At 61.5% G+C, this 22,735-nt stretch carries 7 protein-coding genes; 2 read left to right on the forward strand and 5 right to left on the reverse strand.

Annotated elements, in window-relative coordinates; translation table 11 throughout:
- Positions 1–12,321: a non-ribosomal peptide synthase/polyketide synthase gene (locus ACZZ0A_RS06170; RefSeq protein WP_463542653.1), complete on the forward strand. Its 12,321-nt coding sequence runs from the start codon at positions 1–3 to the stop codon at positions 12,319–12,321.
- Positions 12,322–12,395: 74 nt separating this feature from the next.
- Positions 12,396–13,352 (forward strand): alpha/beta hydrolase, encoded by a 957-nt coding sequence (locus tag ACZZ0A_RS06175; protein ID WP_463542654.1) that lies wholly within the window; start codon positions 12,396–12,398, stop codon positions 13,350–13,352.
- A 1,273-nt stretch (positions 13,353–14,625) separates the two neighbouring features.
- Here the strand turns inward: ACZZ0A_RS06175 and ACZZ0A_RS06180 are convergent.
- From ACZZ0A_RS06180 to pvdM, 5 genes are all read right to left on the reverse strand, one after another.
- A complete protein-coding gene (locus tag ACZZ0A_RS06180; protein WP_007913351.1) occupies positions 14,626–17,106 on the reverse strand; it encodes a TonB-dependent siderophore receptor in 2,481 nt (826 codons plus the stop codon).
- Positions 17,107–17,220: 114 nt separating this feature from the next.
- A complete protein-coding gene (locus ACZZ0A_RS06185) occupies positions 17,221–18,870 on the reverse strand; it encodes a cyclic peptide export ABC transporter (protein WP_095111780.1) in 1,650 nt (549 codons plus the stop codon).
- A 109-nt stretch (positions 18,871–18,979) separates the two neighbouring features.
- On the reverse strand, positions 18,980–19,867 hold the full coding sequence (pvdO, locus tag ACZZ0A_RS06190; RefSeq protein WP_007913354.1) for a dihydropyoverdine dehydrogenase: 888 nt from the start codon (positions 19,865–19,867) through the stop codon (positions 18,980–18,982).
- 37 nt (positions 19,868–19,904) lie between these two features.
- The gene (pvdN, locus tag ACZZ0A_RS06195; protein ID WP_463542655.1) at positions 19,905–21,191 is read right to left on the reverse strand and encodes a pyoverdine-tailoring periplasmic protein PvdN; all 1,287 of its coding nucleotides are present in this window, start codon (positions 21,189–21,191) and stop codon (positions 19,905–19,907) included.
- Positions 21,188–22,558: a pyoverdine-tailoring dipeptidase-like protein PvdM gene (pvdM, locus tag ACZZ0A_RS06200; RefSeq protein ID WP_463542656.1), complete on the reverse strand. Its 1,371-nt coding sequence runs from the start codon at positions 22,556–22,558 to the stop codon at positions 21,188–21,190. The genes pvdN and pvdM overlap by 4 nt, the downstream gene beginning before the upstream one ends.
- Positions 22,559–22,735: the final 177 nt, after the last annotated feature.

A 22,735-nucleotide genomic window follows, 5' to 3' on the forward strand; every position in this document is an offset into this window, starting at 1 on the left:
GTGCAAGAGTTAATCGAGTCGGTAGGACAACTTTCGGCTAAGCAAAGAAAGGCTCTGGCGGTTCTGCTCAAGCAGAAAGGCGTCAACCTCTTTGACATTGCCCCGGTTTTCAAGCGCACGGCTGAGGAGCCGTTGCTGCTGTCCTACGCTCAGCAGCGCCAGTGGTTTCTCTGGCAGTGGGCGCCGCACAGTGCGGCCTACAACATTCCGACGGCCCTACGTTTGCAGGGCCCGCTGGATGTCAGCGCGCTGGAGCGCAGTGTTCAGGCGCTGATCGAACGACACGAAACCTTGCGCACGGTGTTCTCTCAGGAAACCGCGCAACCCTTGCAAGTGGTCCTGCCCGCAGGACCCTTTGCACTGGAGACTCATCAACTGAGCGCTGAGCTGACCAACGACGCGGATGCTTTGATCCAGGCGTTCGTGCAGACCCAGAGCCAGAAAACGTTCGACCTGCAGCACGGCCCGCTCTTGCGCGCAGCGCTGCTGCAAGTCACCCCCAATGACCATGTGCTGGTGCTGACCCTGCACCACATCGTCTCCGATGGCTGGTCGCTGCAAGTGATGATCGAGGAACTGGTGCAGCTCTACGCCGGTTTCAACCTCGGTCACGATGCCGGTCTGCCGGCCTTGCCGATTCAATACGCCGACTACGCCTTGTGGCAACGGCAGTGGATGGAGGCCGGTGAGCAGGAGCGGCAACTGGCTTACTGGCAAGAGAAACTCGGCGGCGAACAACCGGTCCTCGAACTGCCGATGGATCGCCCGCGCTCCATCGAGCAAAGCTTCGCCGGCGCCAGCCACAACCTGATTCTCGACCCGGCGCTGAGCCACGCGCTCAAGGCCTTCGCCCGGCAAGAAAACGTCACCCTGTTCGTGGTCTTGCTGGCCTCGTTCCAGGCCCTGTTGCACCGTTATAGCGGTCAGGCCGACATCCGCGTCGGCGTGCCGAATGCCAACCGTGGGCGGGTGGAAATCGAGCGGCTGATCGGCTTCTTCGTCAACACTCAGGTGCTCAAGGCCGACATCGACGGGCAGATGTCCTTTGTCGATCTGCTGCGTCAGGTCAAACAGACCGCGCAGGAAGCGCAGGCCCATCAGGACTTGCCCTTCGAGCAACTGGTCGAAGCGCTGGAACCGGGCCGCAGCCTCAGTCACAGTCCGCTGTTCCAGGTGATGTTCAACCATCAGGCCGAGCGCCGCGCGAGTGTCGAAACCCGTTTGAATGGCCTGAACATCGAGCCGCTGGAATGGCAGAGCCAGACTGCGCAGTTTGACCTGACCCTCAACACCACCGAACAGGCCCATGGCATCGAAGCCGTGCTCAAGTACGCCACGGATCTGTTCGACGCGGTGACCATCGAGCGTCTGGCGCAACACTGGAACACGTTGTTGCAGGCCATCGTCGCCGAGCCGACGCAACGTATCGGCCAATTGCCGATGCTCGATGCCGGTCAGCAGCAACAATTGCTGGCGCAGTGGAATCCTCAGTCTGTCGAGCAACCGCTTGAGCAGTGCATTCACCAAGCCATTGAAGCGCAGGCCGAGCGTTATCCCGACGCGGTCGCCGTGACGTATGACGGGCAACGCCTGACCTACGCCGAACTCAATCGCCGTGCCAACCAGTGGGCGCATGCGTTGATCGCCCGTGGCGTCGGCCCGGATGTGCGTGTTGGCGTGGCGGTCGAGCGTTCGCTGGACATGATTGTCGCCATCCTTGCCGTGCTCAAGGCCGGTGGCGCTTATGTGCCGCTGGATCCGGGTTATCCGGATGATCGCTTGAGCTACATGATCGAGGACAGCGGCATCGAGCTGCTGTTGACCCAAGGCCATCTGCTCGCGCAACTGCCGGTGCCGTCGGGGCTGGCGTGCCTCGATCTGGATCAGGCGCCAGAACACAGCATTGAAACCAATCCGCTGTGCCTGACCACGCCGGACAGCCTGGCGTACGTCATTTACACCTCTGGCTCCACCGGCAAACCGAAAGGCGCATTGCTGCCGCACGGCAACGTCATGCGGCTGTTCAGTGCCACCGAGCACTGGTTCGATTTCGGCCCGCAGGACAGCTGGACGCTGTTCCACTCCTACGCCTTCGACTTCTCGGTCTGGGAGATTTTCGGCGCGCTGCTGTATGGCGGCAAACTGGTGGTGGTGCCGCATGACATCAGCCGTTCTCCGGAAGATTTCTACACCCTGCTGTGCGATGAAAACGTCACCGTGCTGAACCAGACGCCATCGGCGTTCAAGCCATTGATGCAGGTCGCCAGCGAGTCGACGCGCAGCAACTCATTGCGCTACGTGGTGTTTGGTGGCGAGGCGCTGGAAGTGCAGAGCCTGCGCCCGTGGTTCGAGCGTTTCGGCGACCGCGCGCCAACGCTGATCAATATGTACGGCATCACCGAAACCACCGTGCACGTGACTTACCGACCGTTGTCGATGGCTGATCTTGAGCAAAGCCACAGCAGCCCGATCGGCGAGCCGATTGTCGACTTGTCGTGGTACTTGCTCGACAGCTCGCTGAATCTGGTGCCGCAAGGCTGCATCGGTGAGTTGTACATCGCCGGTGCCGGTCTGGCCCGGGGCTACCTGAATCAGGCCGGCATGACCGCCACACGATTCGTTCCCGATCCGTTCAATCCGCAGGCCGGCGAGCGCCTGTATCGCACCGGCGACCTGGCGCGGCTGCGCGGCGATGGCGTGATCGAGTACATCGGGCGGATCGACCATCAGGTGAAGATTCGTGGTTTCCGTATCGAGCTGGGCGAAATCGAAGCGCAACTGCTCAAGCACCCTGAGGTGCGCGAAGCGGTGGTGCTGGCGGTCGACGGTATCAGCGGCCAGCAACTGGCGACGTGGATCGTCGCGAAAGAACAACTGGACGGCGAAGGGCAGGGTGTACTGCGCGATTCGATCAAGGCACATTTGCGCGAGACCCTGCCGGACTACATGGTCCCGGTCAGTTGGGCGTTCCTTGAGCGTCTGCCGCTGACGGCCAACGGCAAGCTCGATCGCAAGCAACTGCCGCATCCGGAAGTTGCGCAGGTACAGGAAGTGTATGCCGCGCCGCGCAACCCACTGGAACAGCGTCTGGCCGAGATCTGGCAGGACGTGCTGAAGGTCGAGCGTGTCGGGCTCAACGACAACTTCTTCGAGCTGGGCGGTGACTCGATCATTTCGATTCAGGTGGTTAGCCGCGCCCGTCATGCGGGCATTCGCTTCACCCCCAAAGACATCTTCCAGCACCAGACCGTGCAACGTCTGGCGACTGTCGCGCAACAGAGCGACGCGGTGCAGATGCAGCAGGGCGAAGTGCTCGGCGACGCGCTGCTGACACCGATCCAGCATTACTTTTTCAATAGCGACATCCCGGCGCGGCATCACTGGAACCAGTCGATCCTGTTGACCCCGGCTACCACGCTGCAAGCGGCGCCACTGGAGCAGGCGCTGTTGCACCTGCAACGCCACCACGACGCCCTGCGCCTGCGCTACTGCCAGACTAACGACGGCTGGCAGCAGAGCCACGCGCCTGCGGATCAGGCGCACGCCTTGCTGCGCACGGTCACACTGGACGACAGCGCCGCATTGCCCGCGCTTTGCCAGGAGTTGCAGCGCAGTCTGGATTTGCTCGATGGCCCGTTGATTCGCGCGGCATTGGTTGACTTGCCGGACGCCAGCCAGCGTCTGTTGCTGGTGATTCATCACCTGGTGGTCGATGGCGTGTCGTGGCGGATCCTGCTGGAGGATTTGCAAACGACCTATCAACAGTTGAGCAGCGGTCAGGCTGTGCGTCTGCCGGCCAAGACCAGCGCGTTCAAGGATTGGGGCAAGCGTCTGCAGGAGCATGCCCGCAGTGCCGAGCTGGAAAGCGAACTGGATTACTGGCGCGGGCAGCTGCGCGATGTGTCGGTCGAACTGCCTCTGGACAATCCACAGGGCCAGTTGAGCAACCGTTTCGAACGCAGCGTCGATACGCGTCTCGACGTCGAACGCACCCGTCAGTTGCTGCAACAGGCGCCGGCGGTTTATCGCACCCAGGTCAACGACCTGCTGCTGACCGCGCTGGCCCGCGTGCTGTGCCAATGGACCAACACCGACAGCGCACTGGTGCAGCTTGAGGGGCACGGTCGGGAAGACCTGTTCGATGACGTCGACCTGAGCCGCACGGTGGGTTGGTTCACCAGCATGTTCCCGGTGCGCCTGACCCCGGACGCGAGTCTGGAAACCTCGATCAAAGGCATCAAGGAGCAACTGCGCGCGATCCCGCACAAAGGCATCGGCTATGGCTTGCTGCGTTATCTGGGCAGCGCCGAGTCGCAAGCAGCATTGAACGATCTCGCACATCCGAAAGTGACGTTCAACTACCTCGGCCAGTTCGACAACAACTTCGACGAAGGCGCCCTGTGGGTGCCGGCTACCGAAGACAAGGGCGCCGGCCAGGACGAAAACGCGCCGATGGCCAACTGGCTGACCATCGATGGCCGGGTCTATCAGGGCCAACTGAGCCTGACCTGGACTTACAGTGGCGATGTCTTCGAAGACTCCACCATCAACGCTTTGGCCCGTGCTTATGAAGTGGCGCTGAGCGAGTTGATCGACCATTGCCTGAGCCATCCAAGCGGTGGTTTGACGCCGTCGGATGTGCCGTTGGCCGGGTTGTCCCAGGCGCACCTGGACAGCTTGCCGATCGCCGCCCAACGCATCGAGGACATCTATCCGCTGGCGCCGATGCAACAAGGCATTCTGTTCCACAGCCTGTACGACGCCGATGCCAGCGCCTACGTCTATCAGATGCTGCTGGATATCGACGGCCTCGACGTGGCGCGTTTCCAGCAGGCGTGGCAACGCGTGGTGGATCGTCATGAAGTGTTGCGTGCCGGGTTCATCTGGGGCCGCGACGGTCTCGATGCGCCGTTGCAAGTGATCAATCGCCAGTTGACCCTGGAAATGCCCGAAGTCGATGTGCGCGGTGTGGCGGACTTGCCGGCCGTGCTTGAGGCGCGGGCGCAGGCTGATCGCGAGCGCGGTTTCGATCTGCAGAATCCGCCGCTGCTGCGTCTGTGCCTGCTGCGCACGGCTGATGATCGCCATCGGCTGATTTTCACCTGCCACCACATCCTCATGGATGGCTGGAGCAACTCGCGGATGTTCGGCGAGGTGTTGCAGGATTACGCCGGTCAACCGGTGCCGGGCGCGCAGGGTCGTTACCGTGATTTCCTGGTCTGGCTGCAAGGTCAGGACAAAGCCGCCTCACAGGATTTCTGGCGCGGACAGCTGGCCGCACTGGAGGAACCGACCCGACTGGCCTCGGCTTGCCACGGGCGTACCGTGCCGGGGCCGGGCAAACAGATGCATCGCCTGCATTTTGACCAAGCCTTCACTCAGCGCCTGAACGGTTTCTCCCGTCAGCAGCAAGTGACCCTCAACAGCCTGGTACAAGCCGCATGGCTATTGGTGTTGCAGCGCTACACCGGCCAGGCCACGGTGGCCTTTGGTGCCACGGTGTCCGGGCGTCCGGTGGATCTGCCGGGTATCGAGCAGCAATTGGGCCTGTTCATCAACACTTTGCCAGTAATCGCCAGCCCGCAGGCCACGCTCAGCGTCGGCGACTGGGTGCGCAGCGTGCAGGACAAAAACCTGTTGCTGCGCGACTACGAGCAGACGCCGTTGCAGGACATCCAGCGTCTGGCTCAGTTGAGTGGCGAAGCGCTGTTCGACACCTTGCTGGTGTTTGAAAACTATCCGGTGTCCGAAGCGCTGGAAGCCAATCCGGGCGGTCTGCGTTTCGCTGGCCTGGAGCATCGCGAGCAAACCAACTACGGCCTGACCCTGATCGCCGGGGCCAGCGATGTCTTGAACCTGGACTTCAACTACCTCACCGAACACTTTGCCGAACGCAGCGTGCTAGGTCTGGCGGGGCATCTGGAAGAAGTGCTGCGTCAATTCATCGAGGCGCCGCAGCGTCTGCTCGGTGAGACCGGCCTGTTGCCACTCGCCGAACGCCAGACCCTGGCGCAATGGAACGACCATCAGGCCGCGTATCCGGCTGAGCGGTTGATCCCGCAAAGTTTTGAACGTCGCGTCGCGGCACATCCGCAGGCACTGGCGCTGAGTCATGCCGGCGTCGCCCTGAGCTATGCCGAGCTCAATCAACGCGCCAACCAGTTGGCTCATCATCTTGTCGCACTGGGTGTCGGTGCGGAAATCCGTGTAGGCGTGGCGATGCCGCGTTCGGCGGAGCTGGTCATTGCCCTGATGGCGGTGCTCAAGGCCGGTGGCACCTATGTGCCGCTGGACCCGGATTACCCGGCGGATCGCGTGGCCTACATGCTCGACGACAGTCAGGCGAAAGTCTTGCTCACGCAGCAGTCGCTGCTGGCGCAACTGCCGCAGACCGATGCGCAGGTGGTGCTGGTCGAGGCGGGTGGTGCGGCGTTTGCCGAGCAGCCTGCGGATAATCTTCCGGCGCGCGCTGATTCGGCCAATCTGGCCTACGTGATCTATACCTCGGGTTCCACCGGCAAACCGAAAGGTGTTGCCATCGCCCACCGCAACGTACAGGCGCTGATTCACTGGTCTGCCGAGGTCTACAGCGAAGACGATCTGCACGGTGTGCTGGCGTCGACGTCGGTGTGCTTCGACCTGTCGGTGTGGGAGATTTTCGTCACCCTCGCACGCGGCGGCTCGATCGTCATGGCGCGCAATGCCCTGGAGCTGCCGGACTTGCCGGAGCGCGATCAGGTGCGCCTGATCAACACCGTGCCGTCGGCGATTGCCGCGCTGCAACGCACCGGGCAAATTCCGCCGGGCGTGCGCATCATCAACCTCGCCGGTGAGCCGTTGAAGCAGAGCCTGGTCGACACGCTCTACCGCGAGACGGCGGTGGCGCATGTCTACGACCTGTACGGGCCGTCGGAAGACACCACCTATTCGACCTGCACCCGCCGCGAACTTGGTGGTCAGGCGAACATCGGCCGGCCGCTGGTCAACACCACGGCGTACCTGCTCGATGAGCAATTGCAGCAAGCACCGATTGGCGTGGCGGCCGAGTTGTATCTGGCCGGCGATGGCATCACCCGTGGCTACCTGTTCCGCCCGGGCCTGACCGCCGAACGTTTCGTGCCCAATCCATTCTCGAGCAGTGGCGAGCGCATGTACCGCACCGGCGACCTGACTCGCTTCACGGAGGACGGCCGAATCGAATACGTCGGGCGTATCGATCATCAGGTCAAGGTGCGCGGTTTCCGTATCGAGCTGGGTGAAATCGAAGCGCGTCTGCTCGCTCAGGACAATGTGCGCGAAGGTGTGGTGTTGGCGGTGGATGGCCACAGTGGCCAGCAACTGGTCGCGTATGTGGTGCCAAGTGACAGCAGCCTCAGCCTCGAACAACTGGACGATTTGAGTGAAACGCTGCAGGCCGCGCTGAAGGCGAACCTGCCGGAATACATGGTGCCGGCGCAGTGGCTGTTCCTCGAACAGTTGCCGTTGACCCCCAACGGTAAACTCGACCGCAAGGCCTTGCCGACACCGGACGTCAGCCAGTCGCAGCGTGAATACGTCGCGCCGTCGACGCCGCTGGAGCAGCAACTGGCCGAGGTCTGGCAGGACATCCTGAAGATCGAGCGGGTCGGCGTGACCGATAACTACTTTGCGCTGGGCGGCGACTCGATCATCTCGATTCAACTGGTCAGCCGCGCGCGTCAGCAGGGGATTGGCTTCACCCCCAAAGACCTGTTCCAGCAGCAGACCGTGCAGAAGCTGGCTGCAGTGGTCTCACTCGAGCACTCGACTGGCGAGGCGCCTGCGGATTATCCGTTGGCCGAACTGGATCAGGCGCAGCTCGATGCGTTGCCAGTGCCGGCGGACATGATCGAGGATGTCTACCCGCTGTCGCCGATGCAGGAAGGCATGCTCTTCCACACCCTGTCGGATAACGGCAGCAGCCTGTACGTGCAGCAGGTCAGCCTGCCGATCAAGGGCCTGGATGTGGAACGCTTCCGCCAGGCGTGGGAATTTGTCATCGCCCGTCAGGCGATTCTGCGCACCAGTTTCCATTGGCAGGACGGCCTGGCCAAACCGTTGCAGGTGGTGCATCGCCATGCGCCGTTGCAAATGCAGGTGCTCGATTGGCGTGGTCAGGAGACCAGTGAGGAGCGGATTGCCGCGTTTGCCAGCGATGACCGCGCGCTCGGTTTCAATCTGGCCGATGCGCGTTTGTTGCGGGTGACCCTGCTGCGCCTGAGCGACGATCAGTACCAGATGATCTGGACCAGCCACCACATCCTCATGGACGGCTGGAGCAGTTCGCGGCTGTTCGGTGAGGTCCTGCAGTATTACGCCAAGGGCGAAATCATCGGCGAGAACGGTCGTTACCGCGACTTCATCGCCTGGCTGCAGGCACAGGATCAGGACGCCCAGGAGTTGTTCTGGAAGGCGCGCCTGGCGGTGGTCAGCGAGCCGACGGCACTGAGCCAGGCGATGCACCCGCGCCACAGCGCCGATGTTGCCGGTCACGATGCGATCTATTCGAACTGGGACACAGCGCAGACCGCGCGGCTGTTGCAGTTCTGCCGCGACCTGCGCATCACCCCCAACACGCTGATTCAGGGCGCATGGTTGCTGCTGTTGCAACGCTACACCGGGCAGCAGACGGTGACCTTTGGCGCCACGGTGTCGGGGCGTCCGGAAAGTCTGGCGAATGTCGGCAACATGCTCGGTCTGTTCATCAATACCTTGCCGATCATTCAGACGCCGCAAGCCGATCAGCGTCTGGCTGACTGGCTGGGCGAAGTGCAGGCCTACAACCTCGACATTCGCGATTACTCCCAGGCGCCGCTGGCCGATGTACAGCGCTGGTCCAGCCTCGGTGGTCAGGCGTTGTTCGATAGCATTGTGGTGTTCGAAAACTTCCCGATCGACGACCGTCTGCAGGAAGAAAACGACACTGACCTGACCTTCGGCAAATCCATCGGCCACGGTGTGACCAACGTGCCGATGGACCTCGCGGTGATGCTCGGTGACGAGTTATCGATCGAATACCTGTATTTGCGCAGCCACTTCAGCGCCGAGGCCGTCGTCGGTATTCGCCAGACCATGGAAAACACCCTCGCCGCGATGCTGGCGGCGCCGTACGAACGCCTCGGTAATTTGCAGCGCTTGAGCGGTGAGCAATGGCAAGCGGCGCAGGTCTGGAGTGCTGAACCGGCGCATACCCATCAAGCGGCGCTGTTGCCGGAATTGATCAGCCGTCACGCGCAACAACAGCCGCAGGCTATTGCTCTGCAATGCGCCGGGATGAACCTGACCTACGCCGAACTCGAGCAACGCGCCAACCGACTGGCGCACTGCCTGATCGAACACGGCGCCGGTCCGGAAGTGGTGATCGGCGTGGCCTTGCCACGCTCGCTGGAAATGGTCGTGAGCTTCCTCGCCGTGCTCAAGAGCGGAGCGGCGTATGTGCCGCTGGACATCGAGTATCCGCCGGAGCGTCTGGCGTACATGATCGAAGATTCGGGCATGGCGCTGTTGTTGACCCAGAGCAGCCTGCGAGCGACCTTGCCGACGCCGCAAGGTCTGCTGCGCCTGGAAATCGATCACCTTGATGAAAGCCGTTATGCCGACCACGCCCCCGATTGCCGGGTGCAGGAACAGGGCCTGGCGTATCTGGTTTACACCTCGGGTTCCACCGGCCGACCGAAAGGCGTCGCGGTGACGCAAGGCCCGCTGAGCATGCACTGTCAGGCCATCGCCGAGTTGTATGAAATGGACGCCAGCAGTTGCGAACTGCACTTCATGTCGTTCGCCTTCGACGGTGCTCATGAGCGCTGGTTGAGCACCCTGTACAGCGGCGGTCGTCTGGTGATTCGCGACGGTTGCCTGTGGACACCGGAGCAGACCTATCAGGCGCTGCATGATTACGGCATCACCATTGCCTGCTTCCCGCCGGCCTATCTCAAGCAGCTGGCCGAGTACGCCGCGGCCAGCGGTATCGCGCCGCCACCAGTGCGCATCTACTGCTTCGGCGGTGATGCGGTGCCGGATCAGACCTTCGAGCAGGTCAAGGCTGCGCTGCGTCCGCAGTACTTCACCAACGGCTACGGGCCGACCGAAACCGTGGTCACGCCGATGCTCTGGAAAGTCCCGGTCAGCCAGCATTGCGAAGCCGCGTATGCGCCGATCGGCCGTGCGGTGGGCGCACGCTCGCTGTACGTGCTGGACGAGGATATGAACCCGCTGCCGCCAGGCTTTGCCGGCGAGTTGTACATCGGCGGCTATGGCGTCGCCCGGGGTTATCACGGCCGTCCGGAGCTGACTTGCGAGCGCTTCGTGCCCAATCCGTTCGCGGCGGGTGAACGCCTGTATCGCAGCGGCGACCTGGTGCGTTTGCGTGCCGACGGTGTGGTCGATTACGTCGGCCGTATCGACCATCAGGTCAAGGTCCGCGGCTTCCGCATCGAACTGGGCGAAGTCGAGGCCAGTCTGCGCCAGTTGCCGTCGGTCACCGACGCACTGGTGATCGCCCGCGACAATGCTTCCGGCAAGCAACTGATCGGTTATGTGGTCACTGCGACCGGCGAAGACATTGGCGATGAACTCAAGGCGGGTCTGCGCACCTCGTTGCCGGAATACATGGTGCCGGCGCAGATCGTTTGCCTGAGTGCTTTCCCGGTGACACCGAACGGCAAGCTTGATCGCAAGGCGCTGCCGGAACCCGAGTTCAAAACCGAGCAATACCTGGCCCCGCGCAACGAGCAGGAATGCCTGCTCGCGGACATCTGGGCGCAGGTGCTGCAGGTCGAACAAGTGGGCATCAGCGATAATTTCTTTGAACTGGGCGGCGACTCGATTCTGAGTTTGCAGGTGATCTCCCGCGTCAGAAACCATCCGACGTTGCAGATGGATCTCAAGCTGCGCGACCTGATGCGTTATCAAACCATCGCCGGCATCGTCGAGCAGGAAGCGGCGAAGGAGGGCACGCCAAAACCGCAGGCGGACGTCACGCACGTCGCCGCCGAGGGTTTGTTCAATCTTCTGCCGATTCAGGAGTGGTTCTTTGCCGAAGGCATGGCCGAGGCGCATCACTACAACCAGTCATTGCTGTTGAGTGCGCGCCAGCCGCTGGACCTCGATGCACTGGAGCAGGCACTGGGCTGGATCGAGCAACATCACGACTCGCTGCGCCTGCGGTTCTCCCACGAAGGCGGGCGCTGGTTGCAGCGTTACTGTGACCTCAGTGAACAGGGCGAAGCGTTGCTCTGGCGCCGCGAGGCGGACAACAGCGAACAGGTCGAAGCCTTGGCCAACCTCGCCCAGCGCAGCCTGAAACTCGACGACGGGCCGGTCTGGCGGGTGATGCATGTCGCCTTGCCGGATGGCCAGGCGCGCCTGCTGGTGGTGATTCACCACTTGGTGGTCGACACCGTGTCGTGGCGAATTCTGCTCGACGATTTGAAAGTGGCATACGAGGCGTGTGTGCAGGGGCTCGAACCGAAACTGCCGATTCGCACCAGCAGTTACCGATCGTTCGCCGAGGCTTTGCAGGCGCAGGCGCCGGTGATTGCCGAGCAGGAACTGGCGTACTGGCGGGAGCAACTGGATCAGCCGGGCGTCGACCTGCCTTGCGACAACCTGCGGGGCAAAAACCTCGTGCGTCAGCAGGCGCAGGCGCGACTGAAACTGTCTCGCGAGCACACTGAACAACTGCTCAAACAGGCTCCGGCGGTATACGGCACGCAGATCAACGACCTGCTGTTGTCGGCGCTCAGTCGTGCCCTGTGCCGCTGGAGTCAACAACCGTCGGCGCTGATTCTGCTCGAAGGCCATGGTCGTGAAGACCTGTTCGAGTCCATCGACCTGAGCCGCAGCCTGGGCTGGTTCACCAGCATGTTCCCGGTGCGTTTGCGCCCCGACAGCGACGACATCGGCCAGTCGATCGTCAATGTGCAGGCACAGTTGGCAGCGGTACCGCAGAAGGGCATCGGCTATGGCGTATTGCGTCATCTGGCTGGGGCTGAGGTGGCGCGGCAACTGGCCGAACTGCCGCAAGCACGGGTCACGTTCAACTACCTGGGGCAGTTTGACCAGAGTTTCGACGAGCAGGCACTGCTGGTGCCAGCGCTGGAAGAAACCGGCGACAACTACAGCCTGAAAGCCAATCTGGGCAACTGGCTGGAAATTGTCGGCCAGGTCTATGACGGTCAGTTGGCCTTGCGTTGCATCTACAGCAGCCAGCGTTATCGCGCCGGCACGATGGATGCCTTGATGGACGATTTCCAGCGTGAGCTGGAGGCGTTGGTCGAGCATTGCATGGCACGCGTGGGCTGATCGCCACGCGCTCAGTCATCTCCGGGGGCGCTGCCGAGGTGCGCCCCTTTTTTGCCGATACAAGGATTTTAGCGATGTCGTTACACCCTGATCTGGAAGCCTTTCTCGACCTGGCCCAAGACAGCCAGGACGCCGGCCTGCCGGCCATGCACCAAATGACCCCGAGCGAAGCCCGCACGACTTTCGAGCAGACCACTGCGCAATTGCGCTGGCCGGCGCCGCAAGACCTGATGGTCAGCGAAATCGACACCTCGGCACGTGATGGTGCGCCGTTGGCACTGCGTCTGTATCGCCCCAATGCTGGGGCCTCGCCGATGCCGGTGCTGGTGTATTTCCATGGTGGTGGTTTTGTTGTCGGCAGCCTCGATTCGCACGACGGTGTGTGCCGCGAGTTTTGCCAGCGCACGCCGTGTGCGGTGTTGTCGGTCGGCTACCGACTGGCCCCGGAGCATCGTTTTCCGACGGCGCTGGAGGATGGCGAAGACGCTTTGTCATGGTTGGCGGAAAACGCCGTAAGTCTTGGCCTTGATGCCTCGCGCGTGGCGTTTGGTGGCGACAGCGCCGGTGCCACGTTGGCCACGGTGCTGGCGCTGCAGGCGGTGGTGCAACCGCACACTGTGGCCATCGCACCCAAGGCACAGTTGTTGTGCTATCCGGTGACCGATGCATCGCGCGTGCACGATTCGCGGTTGTTGTTCAGTGAGGGTTATCTGTTGGAGAACGATACGCTTGACTGGTTTTATCAGCATTACGCTCGCAGTCCGCAAGACTATCTGGATTGGCGCTTTTCGCCGTTGTTGGCGGAGGATCTGCGCGGTGTGGCGCCGGCGATTGTGTTGTTGGCGGGCTTCGATCCATTGTTTGATGAGGGGCAGGCTTATGCTGACAAACTGCGTGGGCAGGGGGTGAGTGTCGAGGTTGAGCACTGTCCGGGGCTGACGCATGATTTGCTGCGGATGGCTTCGGTGATGCCTGATGTTTTGCGGGTGCATGAACGCCTGAGCCGGGCGTTGGCGGGGGTGTTGGGGTGATTGGATATTGGTTGGTTTTAGGGTGAATATCCGTTGCTGCGGTAACGGCTGATTAGGGTTCCGCCCTTACGGCGGGTCACCTTTTCCAAACGCCGAAAAGGTAACCCAAAAGGCTTGCTCCTACGTCCGGCCCGCTCGCTGAGGCTCGGGGTTCCTTCGCTGCGGTATCGATCCGGGCGCAGCGCCTACGGTTTGCTTCGCTGCACCTCCTCTCGCTGTGTTTGGCTGCGCCAAACGGTCGCTGCGCTCCCACGCCCGGATCAATCCCTCCACTCAGCCTTCCGACGTCGCCTTGCAGATCAAAAGCCGCAGCCGAGCTAACGCTCATCCTGTTGAGTGGTGAGGAGCAACAGCGTGTTCGGCTTAGGATTGGTGTTGGATTCACCCCTCACCCCAGCCCTCTCCCAGAGGGAGAGGGGGGCCGATTTTTGGGCTTTTCAAAATCTGAGTTCGACTCGGTATTTCACTTCGACGTAGCTCTCCCAAACATCTCAGTCAGTCCCCTCTTCTCGGAGGGTGAGGGGCTGATTTGTTTGCTTTTCAGAGCCTGAGTTCAGCGCGGTATCGCACGTCGGCGTAGCTCGCCCAAACACCTCGATCGGTCCTCTCTTTTTCTTGGAGAGTGAGGGGCTGATTTGTTTGCTTTTTAGAGCCTGAGTTCAGCGCGGTATCGCATGTCAGCGTAGCTCGCCCAATTACCTCAATCATTCCTCTCTTTTTTTTGGAGGATGAGGGGCTGATTGGTTTGCTTTTTTAGAGCCTGAGTTCAATGCGGTATCGCAAGTCGGTATAGCTCTCCCAAACACCTCAATCAGTCCCCTCTCCCTCCGGGAGAGGGTTAGGGTGAGGGGCTTTTGATCTGGCTTTTGATCTTGCTCTGGCTTTGGCTTTTGATTTTTTGCCCCTTCGGCAGGCCGAGCGGAGGTGTTCATCCGGGGGGTAGGCGCGCAGCGCCGTTCGACGAAGTCGAACACATCGAGAGGAGGTGCAGCGAAGCAAACCGTAGGCGATGCCCCCGGATGGACACCGTAGCGAGGGAACACTGAGCCTCAGCGAAGTGCCGTACGCCGGGGCAAAGCCTTTTGGGTTACCTTTTCGGCGTTTGGAAAAGGTGACTCGCTGTAAGAGCGAAACCGCCAGCGGCACCACCCGCAGCAACGGATATGCCCCCAAAACCCAAGGAGCATGGTCGGCCCCAGAGCCGCCAAGGCCGCCAAGACCAACAGGCGAAAAAAAGCCCCGCCAAAGCGGGGCTCTCTCACATCACACCCAATCAGAAGTCAGCCTTGACCGACATCACGAAGTTACGCGGATCACCATAGAAGTTACCGAACCCTTCGGTACCGATGGTCGAGTAGTAACGCTTGTCAAACAGGTTGTTCCCGTTAAGCGCCACCGACCAGGTGTCATCGATACGGTAGCCAATGCGACCGTTCCAGACCGCATAACCGGCGCCATCAATGTTGTCACCGCCCAAAGGCGAAGTCCGGTAGTTGCCCGTCTGCGCGTTGACACCCGCACCGATTGTCACGCGATCCAGTGGCCCGCTCAGGCTGTAGTCACCCCACACACGCAGCAAGTGGCGCGGCACATAGGAGTTGTAAACCACGCCATCCTGAGTGGCGTCGGCATCTTCCAGCACCTTGGTCTGGGTGTAGGTGTAACCGGCGAGCAATTGCAGGCGGTCAATCACTTCACCGCTGACTTCAGCTTCGAAGCCTTGCGCGCGAACCTTGCCGGAGTTGATCGAGCAAGAACTGTCCTCGCAACGCGGGTCATCCTGGGCGGCATCTTTCTGAATGGTGCGGAACAGGTTGAAGGAGCTGTTCAGACGACCGTCGAACCACTCGCCTTTGATCCCCAGTTCGTAGCTCTGCCCGACCAATGGCTTGAGGGTGCTGCCATCAATGGTCTTGTAGGCGCCTTGCGGGGTGAAGATGTCGGTGTAGCTGGCGTAGGCAGTCAGGTTGTCATTGAGGTCGAACAGCACACCGGCGAACGGCGTGACCTGGCCGGTTTCGGTGGACTTGGTATCGACCTGGGTGCCTTCGCCACGGAAGTACTGCACCGAATCGGTATCGGACTTGTACCAGCTGACACGGCTGCCCAGGACCAGGGTCAGCGGATCAGCCAGTTTCAGGCGGGCGATCGAGTAGGCGCCGTATTGCTTGATGTGCATGTCCACCGGGCCGCCACGGGAGGCGTTGGCCAGGTAGTAGCTTTCGTCCGGTTGCGGGATGTGGTGGTTGGGGTCGAGCACGTTCTGCCGTTGTGGCAGCGCGGCGACGGCGTAGAAGTCATCCTTGTGCGAACGGCTGGCGTTGGCGCCGATGGTCAGTTCGTGTTGCTGACCGAAGGCGTCGAATTTGCCGTCGACATAGGCATCGAAGCCGTAATCGCGCTGGTCGTAGTCGTAAATGCTGCCCAGCATCAGGGTGTTCGATGCGGTGGCACCGACCGGTACCGCGCCGCTCGGGAAGGCGTATTCCATGTCCTGGGTGTTACGCGAGTACACCCCGGCGACTTTCAGCGACCAGTCGTCGTTGAACTGGTGTTTCAGGTCGGCGAAGTAGGTGGCGCGTTTGCTGCGCTGGTTGTTCCACGCGGTGTTCAGGCAGGTGGAGCGCTTGAGGTGCAGGTCGGAGCCGTCGGCGTAACGCGGCAGGCCGCCCCAGCACGGGGTGGCGTCAACATCTTCCCAGGCGAAGCCCAGACCCAGGGTGGTATCGGGGCTGAGGTCGAAGTCCAGGGCGCCGTAGTAGATCTGATCCTTGCGGCTGGCCACGTCGTAGAAATATTGACGGGTCTGTTCGGTGACCACGGCGCGACCACGGATGGTCCCGGAGTCGTTCAGCGGGCCGCCGGTGTCGACCTGGCCACGATAGTTGTCCCAGGTGCCTGCCGACAGCGACAGTTGCGTGTGCGCAGTGTCCTGGCCGCGTTTGCGCACGAAGTTGACGCCTCCGGCGGTGCCGCCTGCGCCTTTCATCATGCCGGCCGCGCCACGCAGGACTTCCACGCGGTCATAGATGGCCATGTCGCTGTTGAAGCTGTCGGCCTGCACGTAGCTGCTGCCGATATCCAGCGGCACGCCGTCGTACTGGTACTGGCCAGTCATACGGAAGCCGCGAGAGTAGAAATATTTGCCGCCCATGGGCGAGTCATACACGGTGATGCCCGGGGTCTTTTCCATCACCTGTTCGATGGTGTTGAGGTTCTGGTCATCGAGCATCTTGCGGGTCATCACCGTGACCGACTGCGGGGTTTCCTTCAGCGAGTGCACGCCCTTGCCAATGGTCACGCCACCGGTGGTGTAGGAGTTGCTGCCCTCGGTGGTGGCGCCCAGGCGGCTGGCGTTGACGTTGGTCGGGGCCAGTTCCATCGCGCTGCCGGTGGCCGGGCCGAGGACGGTCACGGTGTTGCCGTCACGCTGGTAGCGGATGCCGGTGCCGTTGAGCATCGCCTTGAGTGACTCATCGTCCTGGTAGCGGCCGTTGAGTGCGCTGGAGCGCAAACCTTGCAGGCTTTCCGGGCTGTAGATGATTTGCAGGCTGGTCTGCTGGCCAAGGGTTTGCAGCGCTTGAGCCAGTGGCTGCGACGGGATGTTCAGGGTCCATTCCTGGGCCTGGACATACGGCGCTGCCGTGAGTGTCAGTGCCAGACCAAGGCCGGTGCCGGCCAGTCGAGTGCGTGTCGCGCCGTGCACCAGCAGGGCTCGAGTCAGAGGGCGAAGCATGAAACGGGATGCGGACATGAGGTTAAGACCTTGGCAGGTATAGTTGTTAATGGTTCTTATTCATCTCATTAAGACGAGGAAGCCGCGGCAAACCGGAAAATTATTTTTCCGGCCTGGCCGCGGCCGCGTCGATCAAGCGGTTTGCAGTTCGCTCTTGACCCTGCCGGCCTCCATGCGCACCAGTTGATCGGCGACGTCGAAGTAACGGTCATCGTGGGAGATCACGATGATGGTCTTGCCCAGACGTTTGAGGTCTGGCAACAACTCTGTGTAGAAAATACGCCGGAACGTCGGGTCCTGATCGGCCGCCCATTCATCGAACACCAGCACCGGCCGCTCTTCGAGCCAGGCATTGACCAATGCCAGACGCTTGCGCTGGCCGGTGGACAAATCGGTGGTGCTGAACGCACCGTCGCGCACGCTGACCTTGTGCGCGATCTCCAGACGTTCGAGGTAGCGAGTCGCGTCCTGCGGGACTTCGCGGTCGCCCTGAATCAGATCGTCGAACAGGTAATAGTCGGCAAAAATCGTCGTGAAATTCTGCCGGTAGTCATCGCGGTTGAGCGCGGTGATCGGCTGATCGTTGACGCGGATCTCGCCTTCGGTCGGCGCATACAAACCCAACAACAACTTGATCAGCGTGGTTTTGCCGCAACCGTTTTCGCCGACGATAAACACGATGTCGCCCTGTTCAATACGCAGGTTCACCGGCCCCAGACGGAACGGCTCACTGCCTTCCACAGGCGGGAAGGCGTAACGCACGTTGTGCAGTTCGAGGCTGTTGACCGCGCCGGGTTTCTTGCCCTGATCTTCCAGCAGCAGGTGCGGTTCGGGTGAGGAGAATTGCTCACTCAGCTCGGCGATGCGGCGGAAGGCAATCTGCGCGCGGCTGATGATCGGCAACGTGCTGACCAGATGCTCCAGCGGCCCCTTCATGTACAGCAGCACCAGGACGAAGCCGCTCATTACCGCTTTGTCGCCGCTGGGCCAGAAGGATTGCAGGGCCAGCGCCATGCCGATCACCACGAAGAACAACATCGAGCCGAAGGACTTGGCGATGACGAAGGTGTTGATGGATTTGATCTGGGTGTCGCAGATCTTCTCGGCGGTTTTCTGAATCCCGGCGACAAACATACGCTGGCGACGCGGGCGATGAATGCGCAGTTCCTTGGCACCCTCGGCAATCGCGTTGTAGTGTTTTTGCAGTTCGTCTTCGGAATCACGGGCGGCGTAGAAACCGCGCATGCCTTTGGCCCGGGCAATCGCCTGAATGGTCGTGCCGATGGCAATCGCCACCAGCATCATCAGGAACATCGGCCAGGACAGCATGGCCAGATAGCCGAGGCAGCCGAGGGTGACGGTCATGGATATCGCCAGCGGGGCAAACGCGAAAGCGAAGTCGCTGATGGTGTCGACGTCGTGGGTCAGCACCGGGATCAACCGGTGGCTGCGATAGCGTTCGATCTGGTCGATTGGCGCCGACAAGACCTTCTCCCCCAGCTCTTTGCGCAATTTGGCGATGATGTGCTGGCCGACGTAGTTGGTGCCGATGTCGGACAGGATCGTCGTCAGCAAGGCCAGCGCACAGAGGCCGGCGAAAATCATCACCACCGTGCGGGTCAGGCCGTCGTCGGAGTGCAGGGCATTGTTGATGGTTGCCAGCAGCACGGTGACGCTCAGGCCGCCGATCATGCCGAGCACGATGGACACAGAGACGATCAGGCGGAAGGGCTTGAGCAAGGCGAACAATTCGTTGATCGCCCCACGCGTAGGCTTGGTCATGGAGGATTCCTGCTTCGGTGCGGAGGGAGTGCCGGTACTAAAGGAAAACGAATGGTCACGGACTTTCTTTAAACGACCGCAGACGGCACTGCGGTCGTGGCGGGCAGGATCAGAGGTCGCGCACTACGCGAAACCCGAGCCAGTCGCCCTTGCTGGTTGGCCAGCTGCTGTTGCGGTTGCCGGAACGCGAGAACACCGGCGCCTCGCCCCAGTCGTTGCCACGCATGACCTGGCGTTCGCAGTTTTCCTGAGTCCATGGGCGACCGTCGTTCGGTACGCCGGAATAATCCTTGTGATAGCAGTCGGCGGTCCATTCGTAGACGTTGCCGTGAGCGTCGTAAACGCCGAAGGCATTGGCCGGGAATGTGCCTGCCGGGGAGGTGAAGTTGTAACCGTCGGCGGCGCCATAGGTGTTGGCGTGTTTGGAGATCTGGTAGTTGTTGCCTTCATCGAACGGGAAAGGGAAGGGCCCGCTGCTGCCGCCGCGTGCGGCGTACTCGCGGATCGATTCGCTTTGCAGGCGATAGGCATGACCGGTTTTTTTCGACAACCAATCGATGTAGCCCTGGGCTTCGGCGACGTTCATGCACACGGCCGGGTCGCGGGCAGTCTGTTTGAATTCCGGTTTGCCAGCGGTGCAGCGGCGGCCCGGGCGATCATCGAAGTCGTAAGGCTTGTTGCCGGTTTCGCGCACATACGCGTCCCACTCGCCGACCAGCACCTGAAAGCGGCTGATGGCGAACGGTTTGCTGAAGGTCACGTCGTGGCGCGGGCCTTCGTCCGGTTCGCGGCCGACTTCGTCATCCGGGGTGCCCATGGTGAAGGTGCCAGTCGGCAGCACGACCATTTCCGGGCAGTCCTTGCAGTCCTTGAACACTTTGCCCGGCGCCGGCGGCGTCGCCGCTTGAGCAGCACCAGGCAGCAGGCCGGCGCACAGCGCGGTCAGGGCCAGCGCGGGCAGGGCCTTGAAGGTGAAACAGGCGTGAGGCTTTTTCATGAGTCGTCTCTGTGAAAGGAAAACTGGAGTCGAGGGATCAGGCGCGCCGTTTTTTTTCGAGGAGGGCCATGAAACGCTCCACCTCGGCTTCGTTGTTGAGCAGGCCGGGCGCCGTGCGAATCACCGGGCCGACGTCGCGGCTGACCGCATCGCAGATCACCCGGTTTTGCATCAGGTAGGCGGCCACTTCGTCGCTGTCCTGGCCCTTGACCCGGAAGAACGTGAAACCGGCAGAAAATTTCGGCTCGAGCGGGGTCACCAGTTCGATGTCCGCGTGTTCGCGCAGACGCTGTTTCAGGTAGCTGTTGAGCTGATGAATGCGCGTCTGAACGTCGGCCTTGCCCAGTTGCAGGTGCAATTTGAACGCTTCGTCCACCGCCCAACGATGCTCGAAGGCGTGATAGCCGCCCGGGGTCATGATGGTGGCGAAGGAAGTGGCTTCGGAGAACGTCGGTACGCTCGGGCTGACGTACTTCAGTTCTTCGCTGCGGCTGCAAACGATGCCGGTGCCGCGTGGGCCGAACATCCACTTGTGGGTGCCGGCGATAAAGAAGTCGCAGTTCATCTGCGGGAAACTCAGATCATCGACACCAAAGCCGTGCACGCCGTCGACCACGTAGATCAAGCGGTCCTTGTCGTCACGTTGACGGTTGTGTTCATCGACCAGCCGCGAAATATCGCTGATCGGCAATTTCACGCCGCTGCCCGAATGCACCCAGGTCATGCCGAGTACGCGGGTCTCAGGGCGAATGTTGCGGTTGATCGTGTCGAGCACCTGATCCGTGGAAATGCTTTGCGGCGTTTCGAACAGTTTGAGTTTGCGCACCCGGGTGCCATCGCGGCGGCTGCGGAAATCGAGGATGTTGCGCGTGGAATAGTGTTCGTGTTCGGTGGTAAGGATTTCCTGATCCGTGCGCACCTGCACGCTGCCATAAATCATCGCCAGCCCCTCGGTGGTGCTGCCAGTGAGGGCGATCTGGCCGGGCTTGGCTTGCAGATACTTGCCGGCCCAGACCCGCACGTTTTGCTGCAATTGTTCGTTGCTCCCCAGATCCCAATCCATCGCCAGTCCCGGATTCCGGTCGAGCGTGGCGCGATGGCGTTCGATGGCTTCGCGCACGGGTTTGGGATGGGAGGTGATCAGGAAGTTGGCGAAGTGGATCGCCTGCGGGTCCTGATCGAACAGCTGGCGCAATTGCGTCCATTTGTTCGCAGAAGCCACTGGCGAAGTCGTGGCCATTGCCGGCGCCGCGAGGCTGGCGCCGAATGGCAGGGCAGCCGCCATCACACCGGCCTGTTTCAGAAAGGTCCGGCGGTCAGTCATGGCTTGGCAGTGTCCTGACGGGAAATCAGCGCCGGTTTCGCGGCTTTCTGCACTTGATCCCAGACGCGCATGAAGTTGCCGCCCCACAGCTTGGCGATGTCCGCTTCGGAGTAGCCGCGCTGGATCAGTTCGGCGGTGACGTTGCGGATTTCGCCAACGTTCTCCCAACCCTTGATGCCGCCGCCGTCGTTGAAGTCGGACGAGATGCCGACATGGTCGATACCGATTTTGCGCACCGTGTAATCGATGGCGTCACCGAGATCCTTGAGGGTCGCTTTGGGTTCTTCTTCAAGGATGCCGTAGAGGCCGCTGGCGTACTGGCCGAGTTTCTGTTCCGACCAGGCGGTGATGATCGGATCGCCCGGCATCAGCGCCATGGCCAGGTTTGGCAGTGGCGGCAGATCGAAGCGTGCGCGCAGGGCGTTGAGTTTGTCCTGCGTGCCCTGAGTCAGCGGTTTGAGGTACTGCGAGAAACCAACCACCTGAACCACGCCGCCGCTGTTCTTGATCAGTTGCAGTTCCTTGTCGCTGAGGTTGCGCGGAATATCCACTGCCGCACGCGGCGCCGAGTGCGAGGCCACCAACGGCGTGCGGCTCAACTGCGCAACCTGTTCCAGGCCTTTGGTCGACATCTGCGAAACGTCGATGATCACGCCCAGATCGTTCAAACGCTGCACCGCTTGCTTGCCGATATCGGAGAGACCGTCGAGGGCGTCCGGCGAGTCATTGAAGAACGGCAGCGGCCGCGACGAGTCCGCCCAGCTGTTGTTGCCGATGTAGCTGAAGCCGAACATGCGCATGCCGCGCCCGGCCCACAGGTCCAGTTTGCTCAGGTCGCTGCCCAGCGGATAGGCGTTGAGCATGCTGATGAAAATCGCAAACTTGCCTTCGCCATGCAGGCGGCGGAAATCATCCGGGGTGTAGGCGATGCCGACCTGATTGGGGAAGTCGCGGACCATGCCGGTGATGATCTTGTAACGGACTTCCTGCTGGTTGCGGGCTTCTTCGACAAAACCTTCGGTGGGGCGATGCGGGGCATTGGGGCCATTCCACATTTCCGGCCAGCCGAACACGGTCAGCGCAGCGCCCGACAAGCGCCCGCGATTGGCCTTGATCAGGTCGAACTGGCCGGAGCCGTCCTTGTCGGCTTCGTTGCCGTGGGCGCCGAAACTCAGCGGTACGGTGATGTGGCTGTCGAACGAGAGGATGCGATCCTGCAATTCGGTCGCCTGCTTCATCACCTTTACCGGGTAGCCGGGGTTGTCCCGAAACCAGTAATCCCAAGCCAGAAACCCTGCGCCGGCGCTGATCGCCAAGGCCAGCGGCAGGCCGATAAATAGAGCCTTTTTCGAACGCGGTTTTGTCATTGCCATCTCATTCAGGTTCGCCGTCGAGGTGCAGGCGCAGGGGCCTTTGCTATCTGGGAGGAACGAGTGGCCGGGCGGGTAATTTAGTCGCGCGTAGGAAAAGCGCTGACGGCGCATCGCGATCTTTTGCCGGGGCCGTAAATTTCCCCGGCGAGCAAACGTTCTAGCTTGGATAAA

The organism is Pseudomonas sp. AC242 (genome assembly GCF_979258655.1).